Raw genomic sequence first — 20,556 nt, 5'->3', positions numbered from 1 at the left:
CCCGGGCTCCTTTCGCGATATCTATGCGGCTGCCGCATAGTGCAATGTCAAGCCCGCATCACGTTCATTTTTTTCGTCTCTAGTATCCGTCCAAGTCTTCTCATCACCGCGATTCGGTCGCGCGAGAAGGCGATATGCACGCTTTCGTGTAGGAAGCCGTGCGGAAGCGGATGTTCGTCCTAGTCGACGAAAAAAAGGACAGCTATGAAAAATCGCCTTACGCTTTATATCGCCGTCGGCATGGTGCTCGGCGTCGCAGCAGGCTACGTGTGTCACGCCGGCGCCCCCGATGCTGACTCGGCAAAAACCCTGGCCGGCTATTTCTCGATCATCACGGATATCTTTCTGCGGCTGATCAAGATGATCATCGCGCCGCTGGTTTTCGCCACGCTCGTTTCCGGACTGGCTGGCATGGAGAGCGGTCAGGAGGTCGGGCGCATTGGACTGCGTACGGTCGGCTGGTTTATCTGTGCGTCGCTCGTGTCGCTCGCCCTCGGATTAGTACTCGCCAATGCTCTGCAACCGGGCGCAGCGCTGCACATGGTGGTGAGCGGCAGCGACGTGAACACCGGCCTCAATACCGCGGGGTTGAACTTCAAGGACGTCATTACCCACGCGTTTCCGACCAGTCTGCTGGATGCGATGGCGCGCAACGACATCTTGCAGATACTCGTGTTTTCGCTGTTCTTCGGCCTGGGGCTAGGCGCGCTAAAGCACGACGCACGCGTAAAGGTGGTTGTGCAGGCAATCGACGGCATGGTGCCCGTGATGCTGCGACTCACCGATTACGTCATGCGCGCTGCGCCGTTTGGGGTGTTCGGTGCGATCGCGTCCACCGTGACGCTGCGCGGCCTGGGCGTATTGCTTACTTACGGTAAGCTGATTGGTTCGTTCTACCTGGGTCTTCTACTGCTGTGGACGCTCCTGATTGGCGTGGGTTACCTGTTTCTGGGCAAGCAGATCGGAGGCTTGCTCAAGGCTGTGCGCGAACCGGCCATGCTAGCGTTTTCGACCGCCAGCAGTGAAGCGGCCTATCCCCGCCTGACCGAGCAACTCGAGAAATTCGGCATCGACAAGAAAGTAGTTGGATTTACGCTACCGCTGGGCTACGTATTCAACCTCGACGGGTCTATGATGTATCAATCGTTTGCGGCAATTTTCATTGCCCAGGCCTTCGGTATCGACATGCCGCTGTCGCAGCAGATCTTCATGCTGCTAGTGTTGATGCTAAGCAGCAAGGGCATGGCAAGCGTGCCGCGAGGGTCCGTTGTGGTGGTCGCAGCCGTAGCACCGCTGTTTCACTTGCCCGCCGAGGGGGTCGTATTGGTCCTCGCGATCGACCAGATTCTCGATATGGGACGCACGATGACCAACGTGATCGGCAACAGCGTGGCGACTGCCGTGATCGCAAAATGGGAGGCGCGCCGCAGCAGCAGCGAAATTGCCGCTCCCACCCCGCAGTTTGAACAACTTCAGAGCGAAGTCCAATGACAGCAAGGAAGTTAGCTAACAGGCGGGTGTTTGGCGTGATCGGCGGGCTTGGGCCGCTCGCCGGCGCGGATGTACTTTTCAAGCTGATTCAGGCAAGTCCCGCGCATAGTGATGCGGAGCACTTCGACGTCCTGTTCGAACAGCGTCCGTTTCGCAATGCAAGCCCATCTCGCGCCGCGACGACCGAGCGGAAGCTGTATATCTTCGACATGATCCGCGATTTCGAAAAGCGCGGCGTCACGAGTGTTCTTCTGCCTTGCTTTTTGAGCCACACGTTCATCGATGAGTTGCAGGAGAACACGTCGGTGCAGATCGTCGACATGCTGGATGCGCTGCGTTGCCATGTAGCTCGCTCGTTTCCATCGGCGCGGCGCGTGGGTGTATTGACCTCGGACTACATTCGCGACGAGGGGCTTTTTGAGCGGTACTTCCGGGCACCGGAGTTCGAAGTGCTGCATCCGCGTCAGCGTAGTTCAGCTGATACGGATCCCGTCACCGAAGCTGTCTATGGTGAGGCTGGGATCAAGAGCGGCAACCTTGGTGGACGGCCCGTCGAACTATTGCGCGAGGCGTGTCAGGATCTGATCGCGCAGGGGGCGGACGTGATTTTGCCTGGGATGACTGAAATTGGTCTCGTGTTGAGTCAGATTGCGGCGCTGGACGTCCCGATCGTCGATTCGAACCTGGTGTACGCGCAATACGCGTCTGTAGGGCAATCCTTTAGCCACAACAACCGTGCGTTCAAGGTTGGTGTGGTGGGTGGTGTCGGTCCTGCTGCCACCGTTGACTTCATGCAAAAGCTGGTGCGTAGCACGCCGGCGACGCGTGATCAGGAACACATCAAACTGCTCGTTGAACAGAACCCGCAGATTCCGGATCGCACGGAGAATCTGCTGGGTGACGGGCAGGACCCGACGGTGTCGTTGTACGCGACGTGCAAGAAGCTGGAAGCGGGGGAGGTGGACATTATCGCCATCCCTTGCAATACCGCTCATGCGTTTGTCGAACGGATACAGCCGTATCTGAACGTACCGATCGTCAATATGCTGACGGTGAGCGTCGAATATCTGAAGCTGGCGTTTCCCGATCTGCGTGAGGTTGGGTTGCTTGCTACCACTGGGACTATCAGGAGTGGGGTCTATAAAAAAGCATTCGAGGCGCGTGGGCTGAGGCAGATCGTTCCGAGCGATGATCTGCAGACGCGGGTGATGAATGCGATTTATGGGGAGTGTGGTGTTAAGGCGGGATTTACTACCGGCGAGTGCCTCGACGATATTCGCGCAGCTGTCGATGAACTAAGCGGGCGCGGCGTTGAGGTAATTCTTCTTGGGTGTACTGAATTGCCGTTGTTGCTGCCTGAGGCGAAGATTTATTCGGGTGACGGTCGGGCTGTGAGGCTTGTGGATCCGACTGAAATCCTTGCACGGCGCTGTGTGGCTTATGCGCGTGGGGAGATGGGGGTGGTGCGTGCCTAGGGTGGGAGAGCCATAGGGGATTGAGTATCCCCCGGACAATGGCTCGCCAGGAACATCAAGCACCGCCCACGCCCCGCTCATCGCCCCAAAAACACGTCCCTGTAAGCGCCATAAATCGACAGCAGCGGCAATGCGGTCAACAACGGCGTCAACACCAACGCACGCAACATCAGCGGAACCATCGGTGCGAACAGCACGGCCACCGTCATCGCCGCGAAGTACATCACCATCACCGGCCAGTTGCGCGCCGCGCCATTCAGACTTGCGAACATTGCTCCGTGCGGCGTCATGTTGTGCAAGATCACCAGAGCCGGGGCGAAGCAGGCCGATGCAATCGCGACGGCGAAAATGGACACCCCCAGCAGCGATTCGAGCGCACCGCGTACGCCATGGTCGCCGCCAAAGCTGATCGAGACGTTATGCACCCCACTCGCCGTAACCGACACGTTCAAAGACAGATGGAACGTTGCCAGCAGAACCACATAGCCGATAGCAACGATCGCCGCCCCATACAAACCGATCAGACATAACGCGTTGCTGCGCCGAATCAGCGCCGCAAACGCCTCGCGCAACGACACCGGTTGCCCCTTGCTAGCGCCGTCCTGCACGAACATCAGCCCACCCACCACGAGTGGCGCCAGCAGCACCGCCACTGGATACAACTGCGGCACAAACCCCAGCAACGTCGCGAGATCGGCGCAGACCAGCAACACGCTAAGCCATAGCACCGGTTGCATGCTCGCGACGCGCACGCCACTCCTCAGCCAATCGGAAATATGCAGAGGGTTGACCTCCCTCCCACCGGAAAAAGGTAGTCCCGACAGACGATGAAGACGCGTTTGCTTAGAAATGTCGCTCGGAAAATCGATGTTCATGACAGTTTCCTCAGTGAAAACGAAGCGTTGTTATTCGTACTCCTACAAACTGAAAATCCGGTTCATCGCCGTCCGGGTATTGCCTCTTCTTTCCCCAGCATCCACGGTATCGTCCTGGCGTGCTGTTACTGCTAATCTACGGATCATTGCGGACAAAGGTTGTCCGCATCTACGAAGGGCGACGCCGAAATGTTGCAAAACTCCACGAGACTGCTGCGTCTGCTGGGAATGCTCAGGAGTTCCCCGTCGTGGCACGGTGCCGTGCTGGCCGAGCGCCTTGGCGTCACCGAGCGGACCGTGCGTCGCGACGTCGACCACTTGCGCGGTCTGGGCTACCGGATCAGCGCGACGCCGGGGCCGGATGGCGGATATAGCCTGGAAGCCGGGACCACCCTGCCGCCCTTGCTGTTCGAGGAGGACGAAGCACTGGCCGTCTCGCTGGCGCTGCGAACGCTTGCTGCGAGCGGTGTGGAAGACGTCGAAGAGTCGGCGCTCTCCGCCCTCGTCAAGCTGGAACATTTGATGCCTCCAGGCCACAACCGCAAGGCGAGGGCTTTTTTCGCATCTATCCAGAAGTTGGCCCAGACGGGCCCCAAGGTCGACCAGGCCGTGCTGGCTACGCTAGCCGGCGGGTGTGCGGACCACGAGCAATTGCAATTCAACTATAGGGATGGCAAAGCCCAGGTCAGCCAGCGCACGGTCGAACCTCAAGGCCTGGTCAACGCGGAGTCGCGGTGGTACCTCGTTGCCTGGGACGTCAGCCGGGCAGACTGGCGCACATTCCGAGTCGACCGGGTAGTTCCGCCGATTTCGAGCGGAGCGCGTTTCGAACCTCGTAGCGGGCCGGACAAGGGTGATCTTGCCGCCTACGTCTCGCGCTCGGTTTCAACGGCGGCTTACCCGGTGCGCGCCAAGGTGATCCTTCACGCGCCGATGCAGGCGCTCGCCCAAAGCATCTGTCCACTCGTAGGGCAACTGGCACCGCTCGATTCGCAGCGCTGCATCGTGCACACGGGAGCGCATGATCTGCACACGATCGCATCCTGGCTGTGCACGCTGGAAGTCGAATACGATATCCAGGAGCCTCCCGAGCTTTTAGAGTTCCTGCGAGCAATGAACGCGCGCATCGACCGGACTTTGGGACGAGCTATAAAAGCAGCACATTAGGGCACGACGGCCATTACGCGCCCACGTCGCCCGCAACGAGTCCGCCAACACTCGCCAATCTCACGCTCACCTATCCATTTCGCATCTATCCATCAGATGGCTTCAGGATTTCCCTGGCGCGTAGTTCCTCAATCCTGAATCCTGACCAACCAGACAACTTTGGCATGCTTCGTGCGTTCAATCGCCGCCTACATGCATAGCGTGCGCTTAACCTGACCAACTGGTCGACATTGGGGCGTGAGCGCACTCGAAGCATGCAGCCTGTGCAATCTAGCGGTGCTTCTGCCAAGGACTGAAGAGACTTGCACGGCAGCAGTCGTCGTAAATATTAATAACGGTAAGGATTCGATCAGATGATAACAATTAGGCATCCAAATGAAATAGCTGGAAATAAGTGGATGGCTGCCGTGAAGCGCCATTGCAAGCTTGCTGCCCTGATCGCAGCGCTCATGTCGGTCAGCCTCTTCGTAGTTCAAACAGCCAGGGCCGACGAGTCGACCGACCCGACTCTCGCGGAAAGCGGCACCGTCGTCCCCAATACCGCAGCGCAACCGGCTGCCGCGTCTCCTTATCTATCGTCATGGTTTCATCAAAGTCTCGGCGTGATCGGCTCAAAAGACATCCGCTTCGGACCTTATGAGACCAACGACATGTATCTGGAGTACGAGTACTTCGGCAGAAAAGGCCCGTTCGACCTATACGGGTATATCGACGCACCAAAGGTGTTCGGAGTAGGCAGTACGCATGACACCGGCATGTGGGACCGCGGCTCTCCCCTGTTCAGTGAGCAGGAACCGCGCGTATCGATCGACGACCTCGTCGGCAGGCACCTCGGTTTTGGTCCGTTCAAGGAATGGTATCTGGCGTTCGACTGGATCTATGACGAGGGCTACAACATCGGCGGCCGTCAGAACACCCTGTATAGCGGCATCGGCACGGATATCGACACGCACACGCCGTTGATCCTGTCCGCAAATCTCTACGTGCGCAGGCAATGGGAGAACTACGGTGCGGCGAATGAAAACTCGTGGGACGGCTATCGCGCCCAGATGAAATACATCTATCCGCTCGGAAGCTTTCATGGCGGCAATCTGACGTACGTCGGCTTCTTCAACTATGACTTCGGCTCGAAGCTGCGCGAGGAGACCGGCGGCACCAGCCGCACGGACACGGCCTTCGTCGAAACGAACGTGCTGCTCTATTCATTCACGCACTGGCGCTTCTGGGCCGCAGCCCGGTACTTCCACGATGGCGGCCAATGGTCTGGTGGCGATCTCGACTTCGGGAATGGCCCGTTTGCCAACCGCGCGACCGGTTGGGGTTATTACGCGAGTGTCGGCTATCAGTTCTGATCGTATGCTGCATCATCCGGCGTGACCGACGATCGCACCATGAGCGAAGTCGCAGACGCCGGACAAGTTTGAACAACCCATTAGGAATACAGATCTCATGTTGAAGACGAAATTTCTACGGATGCTCGCCGGACTGGGACTCGCCGTGTCGCTGGTTGCCGGCGTGCATGCCGCAGGGGACAACGCGCATCACCCACGCCCAGTCAAGATTCTGATCATCTCCATGTTTGGACCAGAGGGCAAAGTGTGGCTGGACCACCTCGGCCCGATGGAGAGCATCAAGGTGCCGGGGCTTTCCCCTGACTATCCCGAAGTCCACTGCACCCACGACGGCGTCTGTGTCCTGACGACCGGCATGGGGCACACGAATGCGGCGGCGTCGATGTCAGCGCTCGTGTACTCGAAACAGTTCGATTTGCGCAAGACGTACTTCCTTGTACCCGGTATCGCCGGCATCGACCCGGCGCAGGGCACCCTCGGCTCAGCCGCATGGGCGCGCTACCTGGTGGACTTCGGCATCCAGTGGGAACTGGATGCACGTGAAATTCCGCCGGGTTGGAAGTCCGGCTACCTTGGCATCAATACCAAAAGCGAAAATGAAAAGCCGCCGCTGGACTACCGCACCGAAGTGTTTCAACTGAACGAGGCGCTACTGCAAAAGGCCTATGGTCTTTCGCGCGACGTGACGTTGACAGACAGCCCGCAGGCTGCAGCGTATCGCGCGAAATACTCGAGCGCGCCCGCCAATCAACGCCCGAGTGTCATTCAGTGTGACACCCTCGCGGGCGATACCTGGTTCTCCGGGAATGCCATCGGACAGCGCGCTCGCGACTGGACCAAACTCCTGACCGACGGCAAAGGCGTGTACTGCACGACGCAGCAGGAGGATAACGCCACTTTCGAGGTCATCAAACGCGCGGCATCTGCCGGGCTCGCCGACACGCAACGTGTGGCGGTATTGCGCGCCGGCTCGGACTTCGACCGGCCTCCGCAAGGCGTATCGAACGTCGACAACCTGCTCGATTACCAGAATCAGGGAGGCTTTGCCCCGGCGTTGAACAACCTGTATCTCGCCGGATCGCCGCTCGTGAATGCGATCGTCAAGGACTGGCCGCACTGGAAAGACGGCGTGCCGGCCAACTAAATTTCGAGGGGAACCACGTGGATATTGTCCGCAGCCTTTGTGGCATGTTGATATTGCTGTTGATCGCCTATTTGCTGTCGAACAATCGCGGCGCGGTTCGGCCGCGCACCCTGGTCGCTGCGCTTGCGACCCAGTTGGCAATCGGTGCACTGGTGCTCTTCGTACCCTTCGGACGCACTGCCCTTGCGGCAGCCGCTGCAGGAGTCAACCGGGTGCTCGAAATGGGCAACCATGGTGTGTCGTTTATCTTTGGCGGTCTGGTCGACAACAAGATGTTCGAGCTCTTCGGCGCGGGTGGCTTCGTATTTGGGCTACGTGTGCTGCCCATGATCATCTTCGTGACAGCACTGATCGCAGTGCTTTATTACGTCGGGGTCATGAAGTGGATCGTCACCATCGTCGGCATCGCGCTGGAGAAGTTGCTCGACGTGAGCCGCATTGAAGCCTGCTCGGCGGTTGCAACCATCTTCCTCGGTCAAAGCGAAATGCCTGCGCTGGTAAAGCCGTTCGTCCGGCAGATGACCAGTGCCGAGATCTTTGCTGTGATGTCGAGCGGCATGGCTTCCGTTGCGGGTTCTGTGCTCGCCGCGTACGCCGGCCTCGGGGTGAAGATGGAGTACCTGCTGGCCGCGTCGTTCATGGCGGTCCCGGGTGGCCTGTTGTTCGGCAAGCTGCTGTATCCCACTGTCGAGCCGAGCCAGACGACGATAGAGGGGCTCGATTTCGACGAGAAGGGTTCGACCAACGTCATCGAAGCGGCCGCCTCTGGCGCAACCATTGGCCTGAGAATCGCCATCAACGTCGGAGCGATGCTGATTGCGTTCATCGGACTCATCGCGCTCGTCAACACGTCCGTCGGAGGCATCGCGGCGCTGTTCGGCTTCGCACATGTGACGCTTCAGGGTCTCATCGGCACGCTTCTGGCGCCGCTCGCCTGGTTGATCGGCGTGCCGTGGCACGACGCGCCGCTTGCCGGCAACTTTATCGGCGAGAAGCTGATTCTCAATGAGTTCGTTGCCTACGGCGACCTCTCCCCGTACCTGAAGGACAGCGTCCAGGTCGCTGCGGCAGGACTGCAGATTCTCGATCCGAAGACGATTGCGATCGTATCGTTCGCGCTGTGCGGCTTTGCGAATTTCTCTTCGATCGCGATTCTGGCTGGGGGTTTCAGTGCGGTGGCGCCTGAGCGACGCTCTGAAGTGGCGCGACATGGACTGCGAGCGCTTACGGCGAGTACGTTGTCGAATTTGATGAGCGCTGCGATTGCGGGGTTGTTCTTTTCGTTGCACTGAGCGGGACGGGGCATAATCTCCGGGAGCAATCCGTCAACGGAGTTCGACAATGGTGCAGGCATTCAATCCGCCCGAATTATGGTCACCGTTTGGCGCGTTCTCGATGGCCGTCATCCAGGGTGACGGCCATATCGTGCACCTGAAAGGTCAGATCTCGCTCGATAGAAGCGGACAGGTGGTGGGCCACAACGATATGCGCGCGCAGACGCGCCAGGTGCTGGAGAACATCCGCGATGTTTTAGCAGCCATGGGTGGACAAATGATCGACGTGATATCACTGGTGCACTACGCAACGGATATCGATGCGTTCATGGGTACAGGAGATATCCGCAAGGAGTTTTTTACCGCACCGTTTCCTGTCACCACCACGGTTCAGGTTGAGCGACTGTATCGTCCGGAACTGATGATCGAAATCGCCGCGATTGCGGAAATTCCGCGGGAGAGGTTTCGGCACCCCGCTTCCGACACGCCTTGACCTTGCCCTTGCCCGCTATTTGACGAACCCCGCCAGCCCCAACACCGCACCCGCCGCAACCAGCCAGATCGGGTTGAACCGCGTGCGATAAGCGACGACCACCGTCACGATCGTCAACACGGCACGACCGATATTGACGTCGATTTCCCGAACGAAAACGTAGGATGCGCAAGCGAGCAGACCCACTGTCGCAGGCGCGAGACCACGACGAATTGCCTTCACAACAAGCGAATCGTTGCGCCGTTCGACCCAGCCGCTCACAAAGTACGCGAGCAACGCGGACGGCAAAATCATGGAAATCGTCACAACCAGCGCGCCAGCCAGCCCTGCTGCCTGAAAACCGATCAGCGAGACCGCCATGCCATTAGGACCCGGCGCCGCCTGCATGGCTGAAAAAAACGTGACGAACTGCTGGGCAGTGAGCCAGTGACGCGTATCCACTGCGTAACGTTGAATATCGGCCAGTGTGGAGTTCATCCCGCCCACGGCGAGGACGGACCACAGCGCGCTGTGGAGCGCGAGATCGGTCAGTCTGGAGGTCATCAAGCTCACTCCGCACGAGGCTTCGTTAAAGCCTCGGCGTGCAGCGCACGCCACATCAGCCACGAGCCAAACGGGCCGAGCACCGCGAGAACCGGCAGCAGTGGCAGCTTCAGCAAGCCGACCGCGACAAACATCGCGACCACCAGTACCAGGTTCCGAAGGTCACGTGGCAAGCTCACAAGCAGCTTGAGCACCGTCGCAATCACCAGACCCGTCGCTACAGGCATCAAGCCTGCGAGCAGGTGTGTCGTAACGGCCGCGTTACCCCAGCTTGCGTAAGCGTAGCCGACGCCTACGGTGATGATCGTAGGGGCAAGGTAAAGCCCGCATACACCCGTCACCGCGCCGAGTGCGCCGTGATACTTCCGTCCGATGATGGTGGCGATGTTCGATACGTTCGGTCCAGGCAGGAGCTGTGCCAGTGGTAGCACTTCGGCGAACTCGCGATCAGTCAACCAGCCACGGCGCTCGACGAGCATGCGGCGCGCCCAGGGCAACACACCGCCGAAGCCAGTGAGCCCGATCATGAAGAACGCACCGAACAATTCGCCTAAAGTCGGCTTAGGCGAAGCGAAGAGCGCGTCGGCGCGCGGGCCGTCACGTTGGCTATTTCCATCATCGGAGATCGGTGCGTTCATTGGACATTCCACTCAGGGCGGTTTGTTTGCGGTGCGGGAGATAATAGCAGCGGCATATTCCGTGCCGCAGCGACGCAGATCACACTGAATCCGCAATGTAATCGCGCAACCATCGATGCGCAGGATCGCGATGGGAGCGCTCATGCCAAAGCATGGCCATCTCGTAGCCAGATACCTCCAGCGGCGGCTCGACCACGCGCAACGTTGGCGTATTGCGAGTCAGGCGCGATGGCAACATCGCGACGAGATCTGTGCTCGCCAAAACCGACATCATGAAGAGAAAGTGCGGAACCGAAAGCACAACCCGGCGTGACATTCCTGCTTCTGCAAGTACTTCGTCGGTAACGCCACGGAACCCGGCGCCGTCCTGCGACACGATTACGTGCTCAAGCTCGCAGAATTGCGCGAGCGTTGGCCGCCGCTTCAGGCGCGGATGTCCCGCACGACCGACCAGCACGTACCGCTCCGCAAACAGCACCCGGCGATGCAATCCGGCGGGTGACCCCTCGCTGGTATGGAAAGCAAGATCGATCTCCCCCCGTTCCGCTTGTCTGGCAATGCGCGACGGAAACATCTCCACAACCGCCAGCCGGGTGCCAGGGGCCGCCGAGCGCAAGCCGGCCAACACCGGCAGCAGGATCGTCGATTCCCCGTAGTCGGCAGCGGCGACGCGCCACGTATGACTCGCCGTGGCTGGATCAAAGGGGCTGGCTGGGGCGACTGTTCTCTCCAGTGCTTCAAGCGCTTGCCGCAAAGGCTCGCGCAGCGATTCCGCTCTCGCGGTAGGCCGCATGCCGCGCGGCCCCGGCAACAGCAGTGGATCACCAAAGATATCCCTTAGCTTGGCGAGATGCACGCTGACCGATGGTTGCGAAAAATTCAGCCGCTCAGCTGCACGCGTCACGTTGTGTTCCGAGAGCAGGACATCCAGCGTGACTAGCAAGTTGAGGTCCAGCCGCCTGAGATTATTCACGGTAATACCTGGAATATTGGATATTCATTTCCAATATACCCGACCGAGACCTATCCTGCCTCTCTTTGCAATGGAGGCCAAGTCATGAATATTCTTATCGTGTATGCCCATCCCGAGCCTCGATCATTGAATGGTTCGCTCAAGGACTTCTCGATCAAGCGTCTTGAAGATGCGGGGCATACGGTACAAGTATCAGACCTGTACGCAATGAACTGGAAAGCGTCGCTCGACCAGGACGACAGCATCGATCGGCCAGCCGGTACGCGTTTTGATCCGTCGCATGAGTCCAGACTTGCGTTCGAGAGCGGTAGGCAGAGTCAGGACATCGTCCTGGAACAGAACAAGTTGCGCTGGGCGGATGCACTCATCCTGCAGTTTCCGCTGTGGTGGTTCTCGATGCCGGCGATCCTGAAAGGCTGGGTAGAGCGCGTCTACGCGTATGGCTTCGCGTATGGAGTAGGAGAACATTCCGACTCTCACTGGGGCGACCGCTACGGAGAAGGTTCGATGACGGGCAAGAGGGCGATGCTGATCGTCACCACTGGTGGATGGGAATCGCACTACGGCCCGCGAGGTATCAACGGACCCATCGACGACGTGTTATTCCCGATTCAGCACGGGATACTGTATTACCCCGGCTTCGACGTGTTGCCGCCGTTCGTCGTCTATCGGACCAGCCGTATGGACGACGAACGGTTTTTGGAAACCTGCGACAAACTCGGACAACGTCTCGACGACCTTTGGAATACGAACCCGATACCGTATCGCCAGCAGAATGCAGGCGAATACGACATTCCCGAATGCACGCTTCGACCTGAGATTGCTCCTGAACAGGTCGGCTTCGCCGCGCACATCGCGTAGAAGTGCGCGGGGCTCACTGCCTGCTCGACCCAGAATCGCCCTCAGGTACATCCGGCGAGGGTGTAGGCGACGAACCTGGCCCTTCAACGGGGAAACCGCCGTTGCGTTGCGGCACGCCCATCAACTCGGCGGCCGATGCCGGTGAGAGTACCGCTGCAGGAGGTATAGCGCTCGAGCCAGAATTCGAAGCAGCCGCAGGCGCCGATGCAGCTGCGCCAGGGGCGCCGAGCAAAGGCGGCACTTCACGCGGCACTGAAGCTGCAGGAGCCGATAGGGCCGCAGACGTCCCCGACGATGCGGATGACGGCACAGATGCCGAAGGCGGAGTAACTGGCGCCGGCTTCGGTGCCACATGACGCACCGGTGCAGACGCAGTTTGCGTCTTCGGCTTCGATGCAAACAGATAGCTCACCCACGCATTCAGTTTGTCGCGGAACTCATCGAACAGACTCGGCTGCACCTCGGTCGCAAACTTCACTCGCGAATCGATCAGCCGCGCTCGCAGCGCACGCTGATAGAAATCCCCGACAATCGGCAACGCGGTATGCGCGCCTTCGCCCCAATAATTGCTGCCCAACGTGACACGCCCGTCGTCGAAGCCAACCCACGCACCCGCCACCAGTTGCGGATGCATCAGGATGAACCAGCCGTCGGCATTGTCCTGCGTCGTGCCGGTCTTGCCCGCCACATCCGCGCGAATGCCGAAACGCGAACGGATAGCGGCACCAGTACCGCGATTCACGACATCGCGCATCACATCGAGCAGCGTCCTATCCGCCGCAGCCGACAACGCCCGCTCCGGCGAAGCGGGCTCGAATTGCGCGAGCACGTTGCCATTGTGATCCTCGATGCTCGTCACCATGCGCGGCTCGAGATACTCGCCGTCGTTCGCAATCGTGCTATACGCCGAGACCATTTCCTTAATCGTCACCGGGCTCGTGCCCAGTGCAAGCGATGGCACAGGGGCGAGTTCGCTGTCGCGCACGCCCATCGCGCGCGCGAGCCGAACCACCTTGTCCGGCCCAACCTGCTCCATCAACTGCGCGGTGATGCGGTTGCGCGAATAAGCGAGCGCATCGCGCAGTGTCATCGGCTTGCCGCTCGGCGGCGCGTCGTCGTTCGGACGCCAGATCTCGCCGCCCTTCAGCGGTATTTCGATCGGCTGATCGATGAAGGTGTCCGTGGGCTTCGCGCCATCTGCAAAAGCGGCACCGTACACGAACGGCTTGAACGTCGAACCGGGCTGACGCCGTGACTGCTGAACGTGATCGAACGGCTCGTCAGTGAAATCGCGGCTGCCCACCCATGCCTTGATCTGCCCGTTACGCGGATCGATGGCGAGGAAACCTGCCTGCACTTCGGTCTTATCGTGGCACAGCGTGCGCACGAATGTGCGGTCAGCGCCCAGATGCTGAAGCGCATCGTCGTCGCTTTGCCCGGCGCTGATCGCAGCCTTGTAATCCGGCGTCTCGCGGATGAAACTCTTGAAGAGATCGCTTTGCGGCGAGCAGCCGGAGCGTCCGCTCCACGCCCCATTGGCAACCGATTGCAACGCATTGCCCTGCAAGACAACCGCCGCGGTCGCCATCGACTGCAGACGCGAATCGATCGTCGTATGAACAATTAGTCCATCTGAGTAAATGTTGTAGTCGTTGCGATCGGCCCACGAGATCAGCCACTTACGCAACTGCTGCGCGAAGTGCGGAGCAGGTCCCGGCGGTTCGATCTGCCGTTCGAAATCGACGCGCAGAGGCTTGCGGCTCAATGTTGCGTAGGTCGTCTGCGAGAGACGGCCGTATTTGACCATCTGCGCGAGCACCGTATTGCGGCGCTCCAGCGCGCGGTCCGGATTGATCACCGGGTTGTAATAGCTGTTGCCCTTCAACATGCCGGTCAACGTGGCGCTTTCCAGAATATCCAGTTGATCCGCGGATTTGCCGAAGTACGTGCGCGAAGCCATTTCGATGCCGTACGCGTTGTACAGAAACGGCACCGTGTTCAGATACGTTTCGAGAATCTGGTCCTTGCTATAAGCCGCCTCGATCTTTAGCGCGGTGATCGCTTCTTTCACTTTGCGCGTGAGAGTCGGAGCGCGGCCGATTTCGTCCGGATAGAGATTGCGCGCCAGTTGCTGGGTGATCGTCGAACCACCCTGGCGGTCGCCGCCGAACGTGTGCAATGCCGCAGATCCCGTGCGCCGCCAGTCGATACCATGGTGCTGGTAAAAGCGGTGGTCTTCGGTCGAGATCAGTGCGTCGACCATGTGGGGCGAGATATCGGCGAGCGAAACCCATTCGCGGTTCGAAGGCTTGAATTCAGCGAGCAGCTTGCCGTCGGCCGAGAGAATCTGCGCCGGCTGGTCGACCCGCGCCTTGCGGATATCGCTAATGCTCGGCGTGAACGGAATCAGCACAATCACATACAGCAGCACGAGCGCAGGCGGTGTGGCGAACGTAAGCAGAACACCGCGCCGCGTCGGATGACGTAGATGGAACAGCACCTTGACCAGCAAGGGTTTGAGCAGGCGAGCGGCGAACCCGATCAACTCCACGACGAGAAGAAGGGTGGCCCCCAGCAAACGTGCAAGCCGGCCGGCCCACAGGCGGCAGAATTCACGTACGGACGATACAAATTGGCGACTCACGCTGGTTTCGGCCCATCTTGAAAAGCGTGAATGGTATCAAACCGCATATGTGGGCCCAGGTTCTGGCAGATGTGGAAAGAGATCGGGAACAGCGGTTTTGGTAAAACCGGCCTGAATGCTAACCGAAAGATTGGGTAACTAGAATCGTCCGGCAGACCAATTGAGAAAAACCAAAGACCATGAAAACGACAAGAACCATCCTGCTACTGATTTCCCTTGTTGCTCCCACGCTTGTGCACGCAGAGTCCGTCGCTGCCCCCAAACTCAGCGAGGGCGACACCTGGACGTATGTCAATACGATCGAGAACGGCCCTAACGGCTGGCACCAGAGTCATGACGAGATCGTCGTACTGCGGACCACGTCCGATCATATCTACTTCGAAACGAAGCAGGTTGGCACGACCCAGGCCGCAAAAGAACTGATCGCGGGCTCGGACTGGAGCCGTTCGCGTAACGTGAACGGCTCCGAAACTACGGTCAATCGGCCTCTGTCGTTCCCGCTGACCGTCGGCAAGACGTGGGAAGTGAAATACACCGAGGCGCATCCGAATGTGCAGCACGCATCGGAGTCGTTCGACAGCCGGTTCAAGGTGGTCGGCCCCGAATCCGTAGAAGTGCCCGCGGGAAAGTTTGACGCGATCAAGGTCGAAGCCGAAGGAGACTGGACCGCGGAAACTGCGCCGATTCAATCCGCAACGGGAGGCGCCTTCTCCACGCAGGGAGGAACGACCGTTATAGCGCAGACCCGCAAGGCCGCGCCGACGGCCGTCACTGGCCGTCTCTACAAGGCGTTCTGGTACGTGCCCGAAACCGGCCGCTGGGTTAAGTCCGTCGAGGAGTACTACGGAAGCAACGGCGTCAGGACTCAACGGTTTACGAGCGAACTGGAATCGTTCAAGCACGCCACGCAGTAGCCGCTTTCCTTAGCCATTGGCTGATATGACGGGTGGAATGAAGCTCGGGTGAGCGCTAGTTCGATCCCTCACCCGCCTTCAAAAAATCCACAAAAGCCCGCAACGGCGCCGGCAAATGCCGCCGCCCCGGGTAGTAGAGAAACGGCCCCGGAAAACGCTGCCACCACGGCTCCAGAATTGGCTCGAGCGTTCCGCTCTCGAGATGCGGGCGCAGCATATCCTCGAACAGGTGAATCACCCCTACCCCGGCCACCGCAGTGCTGATCGCCAGGTCCATTGCAGCCCCCGGCCGGACAAGCAGCGGCCCCGAAGGATCCAACCGCACTACTTCACCGTCCCGTTCAAAATCCCAGGTCGGTTTCGCCCCTCCAGCAAACTGCCCACGCAGGCAAGCATGCGAAAGCAGTTCGCGCGGATGTTCGGGTCTCCCATGCACATCGAGATACCCCGGCGCCGCAGCCGTAGCAAAACGCTGCACACGCGGTCCGATCGGCACAGCGATCATGTCCTGCTCAAGCCGCTCGTCGTAGCGAATACCCGCGTCGCAGCCGATCGAAAGCACATCGACAAAGCCGTCCTCCACCACAACCTCCACGCGGATGTCGGGATAGGCCTTCAGAAACGACGCAATGACGCTGGGCAAGACAATCCGCGCCGCGCTCGACGGCACGTTGAGCTTGAGCGTGCCGGTCGGCTTCTCCCGAAACCCGTTCAGGACATCCAGCGCCGCTTCCATCTCGCTGAACAGGGGCGTCAGCGTTTCGAGCAGGCGTAGCCCCGCCTCAGTCGGCGCCACACTGCGTGTGGTCCGGTTGAGCAAACGCAGACCGAACTTCGTCTCGAGCCGGCGCACGGCGATGCTCAGGCTCGACGCCGACACGCCGCTGATGCGAGCAGCGTCGCGAAAACCTCCGGCATGCGCCACAGAGACGAAAGCGGCGAGATCATTCAATTCCATGGCGATTGTGCAAAATTTTTAACAACCCGTGCAATTTAGATCGGATTTTCAAACAACGCAATCACGACCATACTGCGTCCCATCACTCGCCAAAGGAGGGCGTTATGACTACACCTACCCTTGTAGACACTTTTAAGCTTGCCGGCCGCACCGTAAAACGGATGGGCTACGGCGCCATGCAGCTTGCGGGCCCCAACGTATTTGGTCCCCCGAAGGATCGTGACGCGGCCATCGCGGTGCTTCGCGAAGCCATTGCGTCGGGCGTCGACCACATCGATACGAGCGATTTCTACGGGCCGCATGTCACCAACCAGATCATTCGCGAAGCGCTTCACCCTTATCCCGACGATCTCGTCATCGTCACCAAGGTGGGCGCGGTTCGTGGCGACGACGGTGCCTGGCTAGCAGCAACCGACCCGAAAGATATCGAACGCGGCGTCCACGATAACCTTCGCAATCTGGGTCTCGACACGCTCGAGGTCGTCAATATGCGGATCATGGGCAAGATCCACGGTCCTGCGGAAGGTTCGATTGCCAGGGAGGTCGAAGCATTGGCCGGACTTCAGCGTCAAGGCCTGGTTCGCCACATCGGGCTGAGCAACGTGACCTCGACGCAGGTTGCCGAGGCGCAGGGCATCGCGGAGATTGTCTGCGTGCAGAACCATTACAACCTCGTGCAGCGCGAAGACGACGCGCTGGTCGACGAACTCGCCGCCAAGGGCATCGCGTACGTGCCGTTCTTCCCGCTTGGCGGATTCACGCCGATTCAGTCGTCGGGGTTGTCCAAGGTCGCGGAATCGATTGGTGCAACGCCAATGCAGGTCGCGCTCGCGTGGCTCTTGCATCGTTCGCCTAACATTCTGCTGATTCCGGGTACTTCGTCGGTCGGGCATCTGCGAGAAAACCTGCAGGCGGGGCAGTTGAAGCTGTCCGAAACGGTGCTCGCTGAACTGGACACGATCCGTCAGGTAAGCGGGGCGCATTAAGCGCAGGGTTTAATGAACTGAACGCAATGCCTCGGACAACCGGGGCATTTGCCAAATATCAGGGTAAGTATCGAGAAGCAAGCGCTTGTAGGAGCGCTTAGCTTTTCGTAGGCTTGTTGGGGAAGTAAGGAATTAACGAACCCCTGCGTTGGGGACGCCCGCCTACACCGGAAAAGAACCTGCGTATGCCCGTACGTCAAGCTCGCGCCGGCATGCCATGACGGCTTGCCACCTGGAATTACTGGGAATCCGCAAACGCTTCGGCGGTGTTCATGCGCTGAAGGGGGTCGATTTCGACGTCGCGGCCGGCGAGGTGCACGTTCTGCTCGGCGAAAACGGCGCGGGCAAATCCACGTTGATGGGGGTATTGTCGGGCGCAGTTCGGCCCGATGCAGGTGTCATCAAACTCGACGGAAATCCGCTGAACTTCGCGAGCCCTCGCGACGCCCATGCTGCGGGAATCGCCATGATCCCGCAGGAACTCGATCTGGTTCCGGGCCTCGACATCGCGGGCAATCTGTTCCTCGGCAACGAGATGACCCGTTGGGGCGTGCTGGCCGGCGCCGCCATGCGGCGCAAAGCGCAGGATCTGCTGGCTCATGCAGGCGTGTCGCTGGATGCCAGTCTGCCGGTTTCGAGCCTGCGGATGGGCGAGCGCCAGCTTGTCGCGATCGCCAAAGCCTTGTCGGCCAATGCACGCATCCTCATCATGGATGAACCCACCGCCGCTTTGTCGGCCGTCGAAGCGGACCATCTCTTCTCCGTCGTGAAAGAGCTATCCGAACGCGGCGTCGGGATCGTTTATATCTCTCACCGGCTTGAGGAGGTGACGCGCATCGCGCACCGCGTGACGGTGATGCGCGACGGCGCCGTGGTCGGCACGACTGCCCCGGACGCGCCGCAAGCTACGCTTGTCCAGCTTCTCGTCGGGCGCCCGTTCTCAGATCTGTTCCCACCGCGCTCAGAAAAGATAGGGGCACCGATCCTGCGACTCGAACACGCTGCCTTCGAGTCCAACATCCCGCGTGTCGGCTGGCAGGTGCCGCGCGATGTTTCGCTGACCGTCCACGAAGGCGAGATTGTCGGTCTCGCGGGCATCATGGGAGCGGGACGTACGGAACTCCTGTCGACCCTGTACGGCTTCGGCACAAGCGGACATTGGCGTGGACTCGTCGAAGTGCGTGGCCGGCCAACTGCACTCGGCCATATCAAGGCCGCCCGTCAGGCGGGAATTGCTTATGTCACTGACGACCGGCGCGGCACCGGACTGATCCTCAATCACACCGTCGCGCAGAACACAGTAATGTCGACGCTAAAGCGCGTCACGCCCTTTGGCCTCGTCTCACGTGCACTCGAACGGCGCGAGGTGATCCGCGCCCTTGAAGACTACGACGTACGTCCGCGGCGCCCCGAAGCCAAGGTCGTCAACCTCTCGGGCGGCAACCAGCAGAAGGTCGTGTTCGCCAAGGAACTGATGAGCGATCCGGGCTTGCTGCTGCTCGACGAACCGACTCGCGGCGTCGACGTCGGCGCCAAGGCTGAAATCTACCGGCGCTTGCGCAGCCTCGCGGAACAGGGGCTTGGCGTGCTGGTGGCGTCTTCGGAACTGCCGGAGCTGATCGGCCTGTGCGACAAGATCATTGTGATGCACGCGGGGCAGACGATTCAGGAATTCGGCCCGAATCCCAGCGAAGAGGCGATCCGGCGCGTCAGTGAAGGGGAGGGACTGGCCGCATGAGCACGACACCGACATCCACCACGGCCGGAGACCGTCCGCGTGGCCTGCTCACTTATCTAGTCCGGTTTCAGAGCCTGCTGGGACTCATACTCGTGATGGCCGCCGGCATTATCTGTTCGCCGCGCAGGCACGGCCACATCCTGTTTCTTGCGCCCGACAACATCGCCAATATCATCCGGTCGATCTCCGAAACCGGCATTCTTGCGCTCGGCATGACGTTCGTGATTATCGCGGCCGGCATCGATCTCTCCGTTGGCGCGGTGCTCGGACTCTGCTCTGTATTGACCGCGACCTTGTTTATCAACCAGGGCTGGGGGCTCTGGAGCACGCTGTCACTGGTCGTCGTGACGGGGGTGATATTCGGCGCCATTCAGGGAGCCATCTCTACCGCGTTTCGCATTCAGGCGTTTATCGTCACGCTCGCCGGTCTGCAGGCAGCGCGCGGTTTCGCTTTGATCGCCTCCAATAACGCTTTCATCAACATCCAATATGGCGTGGGCCCTGGCAACGCGCCACCGGCCTTCGGGGTGCTCGGCGAGAGAATCGGCGGTGTTTTCCCTGTTGCTACGCTGGTGTTCGTGGTGCTCGCGGTCATCGCTGCGTTCCTGCTTAACAACACGCGTTATGGGCGCTATGTCGTCGCTGTCGGCGGCAATGAGAAGGCGGCGCGTCTGTCCGGCATTCCGGTCAGTGCGATCAAGATCTCGGTCTACGCACTGACCGGTTTCGCCTCCGCGATTGCCGGCATCGTTCACGCGGGACAGTTTTCATTCGGTAGCCCTAACGACGGCTTGGGCTATGAGCTCAACGCGATCGCCGCCGTCGTGATCGGCGGCACCGACCTGTTCGGCGGTGCCGGTTCGATGATCGGCACGATTGCAGGCGCCATCATGCTGGGGGCGCTAGCCAATATCCTGCAGCTCAATGACGTCAGTGCCGCCATGCAGCTTCTCGCGACGGGCGCAATCATCGTGATCGCCGCAGCACTGCAAACCTACGTCGTCGGCCGCGGAGGTTCGAAGAGGTAGTC

The 20,556-nt window shown here is 59.9% G+C and carries 18 protein-coding genes; 12 read left to right on the top strand and 6 right to left on the bottom strand.

From position 1 onward, the window contains the following. Positions 1-204 precede the first annotated feature (204 nt). Together BUS06_RS24965 and BUS06_RS24960 are read left to right on the top strand one after the other, a co-directional pair. Positions 205-1,491 (top strand): dicarboxylate/amino acid:cation symporter, encoded by a 1,287-nt coding sequence (locus BUS06_RS24965; protein ID WP_074267087.1) that lies wholly within the window; start codon positions 205-207, stop codon positions 1,489-1,491. Beyond that, positions 1,488-2,966: a cysteate racemase gene (locus BUS06_RS24960; protein ID WP_074267086.1), complete on the top strand. Its 1,479-nt coding sequence runs from the start codon at positions 1,488-1,490 to the stop codon at positions 2,964-2,966. The genes BUS06_RS24965 and BUS06_RS24960 overlap by 4 nt, the downstream gene beginning before the upstream one ends. Positions 2,967-3,043: 77 nt before the next feature. On the opposite strand, the gene BUS06_RS24955 is transcribed toward BUS06_RS24960, so the two are convergent. Continuing rightward, complete coding sequence (locus BUS06_RS24955; RefSeq protein ID WP_074267085.1) at positions 3,044-3,841, bottom strand: BPSS1780 family membrane protein; 798 nt, start codon at positions 3,839-3,841, stop codon at positions 3,044-3,046. A 189-nt stretch (positions 3,842-4,030) separates the two neighbouring features. Between BUS06_RS24955 and BUS06_RS24950 the strand changes: the two genes are divergently transcribed. The 5 genes from BUS06_RS24950 (at position 4,031) to BUS06_RS24930 (ending at position 9,271) form a co-directional block, all read left to right on the top strand. Further along, the gene (locus tag BUS06_RS24950; RefSeq protein WP_074267084.1) at positions 4,031-5,008 is read left to right on the top strand and encodes a helix-turn-helix transcriptional regulator; all 978 of its coding nucleotides are present in this window, start codon (positions 4,031-4,033) and stop codon (positions 5,006-5,008) included. A 398-nt stretch (positions 5,009-5,406) separates the two neighbouring features. Then, a complete protein-coding gene (locus BUS06_RS24945; RefSeq protein ID WP_083611586.1) occupies positions 5,407-6,360 on the top strand; it encodes a nucleoside-specific channel-forming protein Tsx in 954 nt (317 codons plus the stop codon). Between the two features lie 97 nt (positions 6,361-6,457). After that, positions 6,458-7,504, top strand: a complete 1,047-nt coding sequence (locus BUS06_RS24940) for a purine-nucleoside phosphorylase (protein ID WP_074267083.1) — start codon at positions 6,458-6,460, stop codon at positions 7,502-7,504. Between the two features lie 17 nt (positions 7,505-7,521). Then, complete coding sequence (locus BUS06_RS24935) at positions 7,522-8,796, top strand: NupC/NupG family nucleoside CNT transporter (RefSeq protein ID WP_074267082.1); 1,275 nt, start codon at positions 7,522-7,524, stop codon at positions 8,794-8,796. Between the two features lie 49 nt (positions 8,797-8,845). Next, positions 8,846-9,271 (top strand): RidA family protein, encoded by a 426-nt coding sequence (locus tag BUS06_RS24930; protein ID WP_074267081.1) that lies wholly within the window; start codon positions 8,846-8,848, stop codon positions 9,269-9,271. A gap of 15 nt (positions 9,272-9,286) precedes the next feature. Here BUS06_RS24930 and BUS06_RS24925 read toward each other — a convergent pair whose 3' ends face one another. The 3 genes from BUS06_RS24925 to BUS06_RS24915 all read right to left on the bottom strand — a co-directional run bounded on the left by BUS06_RS24925 (position 9,287) and on the right by BUS06_RS24915 (position 11,440). Further along, entirely contained in the window at positions 9,287-9,814 is a 528-nt protein-coding gene (locus tag BUS06_RS24925; protein ID WP_074267080.1) for a chromate transporter, read from the bottom strand. Between the two features lie 5 nt (positions 9,815-9,819). Then, positions 9,820-10,452, bottom strand: a complete 633-nt coding sequence (locus tag BUS06_RS24920) for a chromate transporter (RefSeq protein ID WP_074267079.1) — start codon at positions 10,450-10,452, stop codon at positions 9,820-9,822. 79 nt (positions 10,453-10,531) lie between these two features. After that, positions 10,532-11,440 (bottom strand): LysR family transcriptional regulator, encoded by a 909-nt coding sequence (locus BUS06_RS24915; protein WP_174567560.1) that lies wholly within the window; start codon positions 11,438-11,440, stop codon positions 10,532-10,534. A 69-nt stretch (positions 11,441-11,509) separates the two neighbouring features. Between BUS06_RS24915 and BUS06_RS24910 the strand changes: the two genes are divergently transcribed. After that, complete coding sequence (locus BUS06_RS24910; protein ID WP_074267077.1) at positions 11,510-12,286, top strand: NAD(P)H-dependent oxidoreductase; 777 nt, start codon at positions 11,510-11,512, stop codon at positions 12,284-12,286. 13 nt (positions 12,287-12,299) lie between these two features. Here BUS06_RS24910 and BUS06_RS24905 read toward each other — a convergent pair whose 3' ends face one another. Beyond that, positions 12,300-14,930: a penicillin-binding protein 1A gene (locus BUS06_RS24905; protein ID WP_438803558.1), complete on the bottom strand. Its 2,631-nt coding sequence runs from the start codon at positions 14,928-14,930 to the stop codon at positions 12,300-12,302. Positions 14,931-15,109: 179 nt separating this feature from the next. On the opposite strand from BUS06_RS24905, the gene BUS06_RS24900 reads away from it, so the two are divergent. Continuing rightward, positions 15,110-15,844, top strand: coding sequence for a hypothetical protein (locus tag BUS06_RS24900; protein ID WP_074267075.1), 735 nt, complete (start codon positions 15,110-15,112; stop codon positions 15,842-15,844). 55 nt (positions 15,845-15,899) lie between these two features. On the opposite strand, the gene BUS06_RS24895 is transcribed toward BUS06_RS24900, so the two are convergent. Further along, positions 15,900-16,802, bottom strand: a complete 903-nt coding sequence (locus BUS06_RS24895; protein ID WP_074267074.1) for a LysR family transcriptional regulator — start codon at positions 16,800-16,802, stop codon at positions 15,900-15,902. 104 nt (positions 16,803-16,906) lie between these two features. On the opposite strand from BUS06_RS24895, the gene BUS06_RS24890 reads away from it, so the two are divergent. The 3 genes from BUS06_RS24890 (at position 16,907) to BUS06_RS24880 (ending at position 20,554) form a co-directional block, all read left to right on the top strand. Then, positions 16,907-17,788, top strand: coding sequence for an aldo/keto reductase family oxidoreductase (locus BUS06_RS24890; RefSeq protein ID WP_074267073.1), 882 nt, complete (start codon positions 16,907-16,909; stop codon positions 17,786-17,788). Between the two features lie 217 nt (positions 17,789-18,005). Further along, positions 18,006-19,526, top strand: a complete 1,521-nt coding sequence (locus tag BUS06_RS24885) for a sugar ABC transporter ATP-binding protein (protein ID WP_074267072.1) — start codon at positions 18,006-18,008, stop codon at positions 19,524-19,526. After that, positions 19,523-20,554: an ABC transporter permease gene (locus BUS06_RS24880; RefSeq protein WP_074267071.1), complete on the top strand. Its 1,032-nt coding sequence runs from the start codon at positions 19,523-19,525 to the stop codon at positions 20,552-20,554. Before BUS06_RS24885 ends, BUS06_RS24880 begins: the two co-directional genes overlap by 4 nt. The last annotated feature ends 2 nt before the right edge of the window (positions 20,555-20,556 follow it).

The organism is Paraburkholderia phenazinium (genome assembly GCF_900141745.1).
GTDB classification, from domain to species: domain Bacteria; phylum Pseudomonadota; class Gammaproteobacteria; order Burkholderiales; family Burkholderiaceae; genus Paraburkholderia; species Paraburkholderia phenazinium_B.
The sequence above is the reverse complement of the archived record's forward strand: the minus strand, read 5'-3'. Positions and strand labels throughout refer to the sequence as shown.

Excerpts from the sequence above, each read along its gene's own strand:
- BUS06_RS24885 (WP_074267072.1), top strand. The coding sequence starts at position 18,006 with ATGACGGCTTGCCACCTGGAATTACTGGGAATCCGCAAACGCTTCGGC.
- BUS06_RS24890 (WP_074267073.1), top strand. The coding sequence starts at position 16,907 with ATGACTACACCTACCCTTGTAGACACTTTTAAGCTTGCCGGCCGCACC.
- BUS06_RS24945 (WP_083611586.1), top strand. The coding sequence starts at position 5,407 with ATGGCTGCCGTGAAGCGCCATTGCAAGCTTGCTGCCCTGATCGCAGCG.
- BUS06_RS24910 (WP_074267077.1), top strand. The coding sequence starts at position 11,510 with ATGAATATTCTTATCGTGTATGCCCATCCCGAGCCTCGATCATTGAAT.
- BUS06_RS24960 (WP_074267086.1), top strand. The coding sequence starts at position 1,488 with ATGACAGCAAGGAAGTTAGCTAACAGGCGGGTGTTTGGCGTGATCGGC.
- BUS06_RS24895 (WP_074267074.1), bottom strand. The coding sequence starts at position 16,802 with ATGGAATTGAATGATCTCGCCGCTTTCGTCTCTGTGGCGCATGCCGGA.
- BUS06_RS24940 (WP_074267083.1), top strand. The coding sequence starts at position 6,458 with ATGTTGAAGACGAAATTTCTACGGATGCTCGCCGGACTGGGACTCGCC.
- BUS06_RS24965 (WP_074267087.1), top strand. The coding sequence starts at position 205 with ATGAAAAATCGCCTTACGCTTTATATCGCCGTCGGCATGGTGCTCGGC.
- BUS06_RS24950 (WP_074267084.1), top strand. The coding sequence starts at position 4,031 with ATGTTGCAAAACTCCACGAGACTGCTGCGTCTGCTGGGAATGCTCAGG.
- BUS06_RS24880 (WP_074267071.1), top strand. The coding sequence starts at position 19,523 with ATGAGCACGACACCGACATCCACCACGGCCGGAGACCGTCCGCGTGGC.
- BUS06_RS24900 (WP_074267075.1), top strand. The coding sequence starts at position 15,110 with ATGAAAACGACAAGAACCATCCTGCTACTGATTTCCCTTGTTGCTCCC.
- BUS06_RS24930 (WP_074267081.1), top strand. The coding sequence starts at position 8,846 with ATGGTGCAGGCATTCAATCCGCCCGAATTATGGTCACCGTTTGGCGCG.
- BUS06_RS24955 (WP_074267085.1), bottom strand. The coding sequence starts at position 3,841 with ATGAACATCGATTTTCCGAGCGACATTTCTAAGCAAACGCGTCTTCAT.
- BUS06_RS24925 (WP_074267080.1), bottom strand. The coding sequence starts at position 9,814 with ATGACCTCCAGACTGACCGATCTCGCGCTCCACAGCGCGCTGTGGTCC.
- BUS06_RS24920 (WP_074267079.1), bottom strand. The coding sequence starts at position 10,452 with ATGAACGCACCGATCTCCGATGATGGAAATAGCCAACGTGACGGCCCG.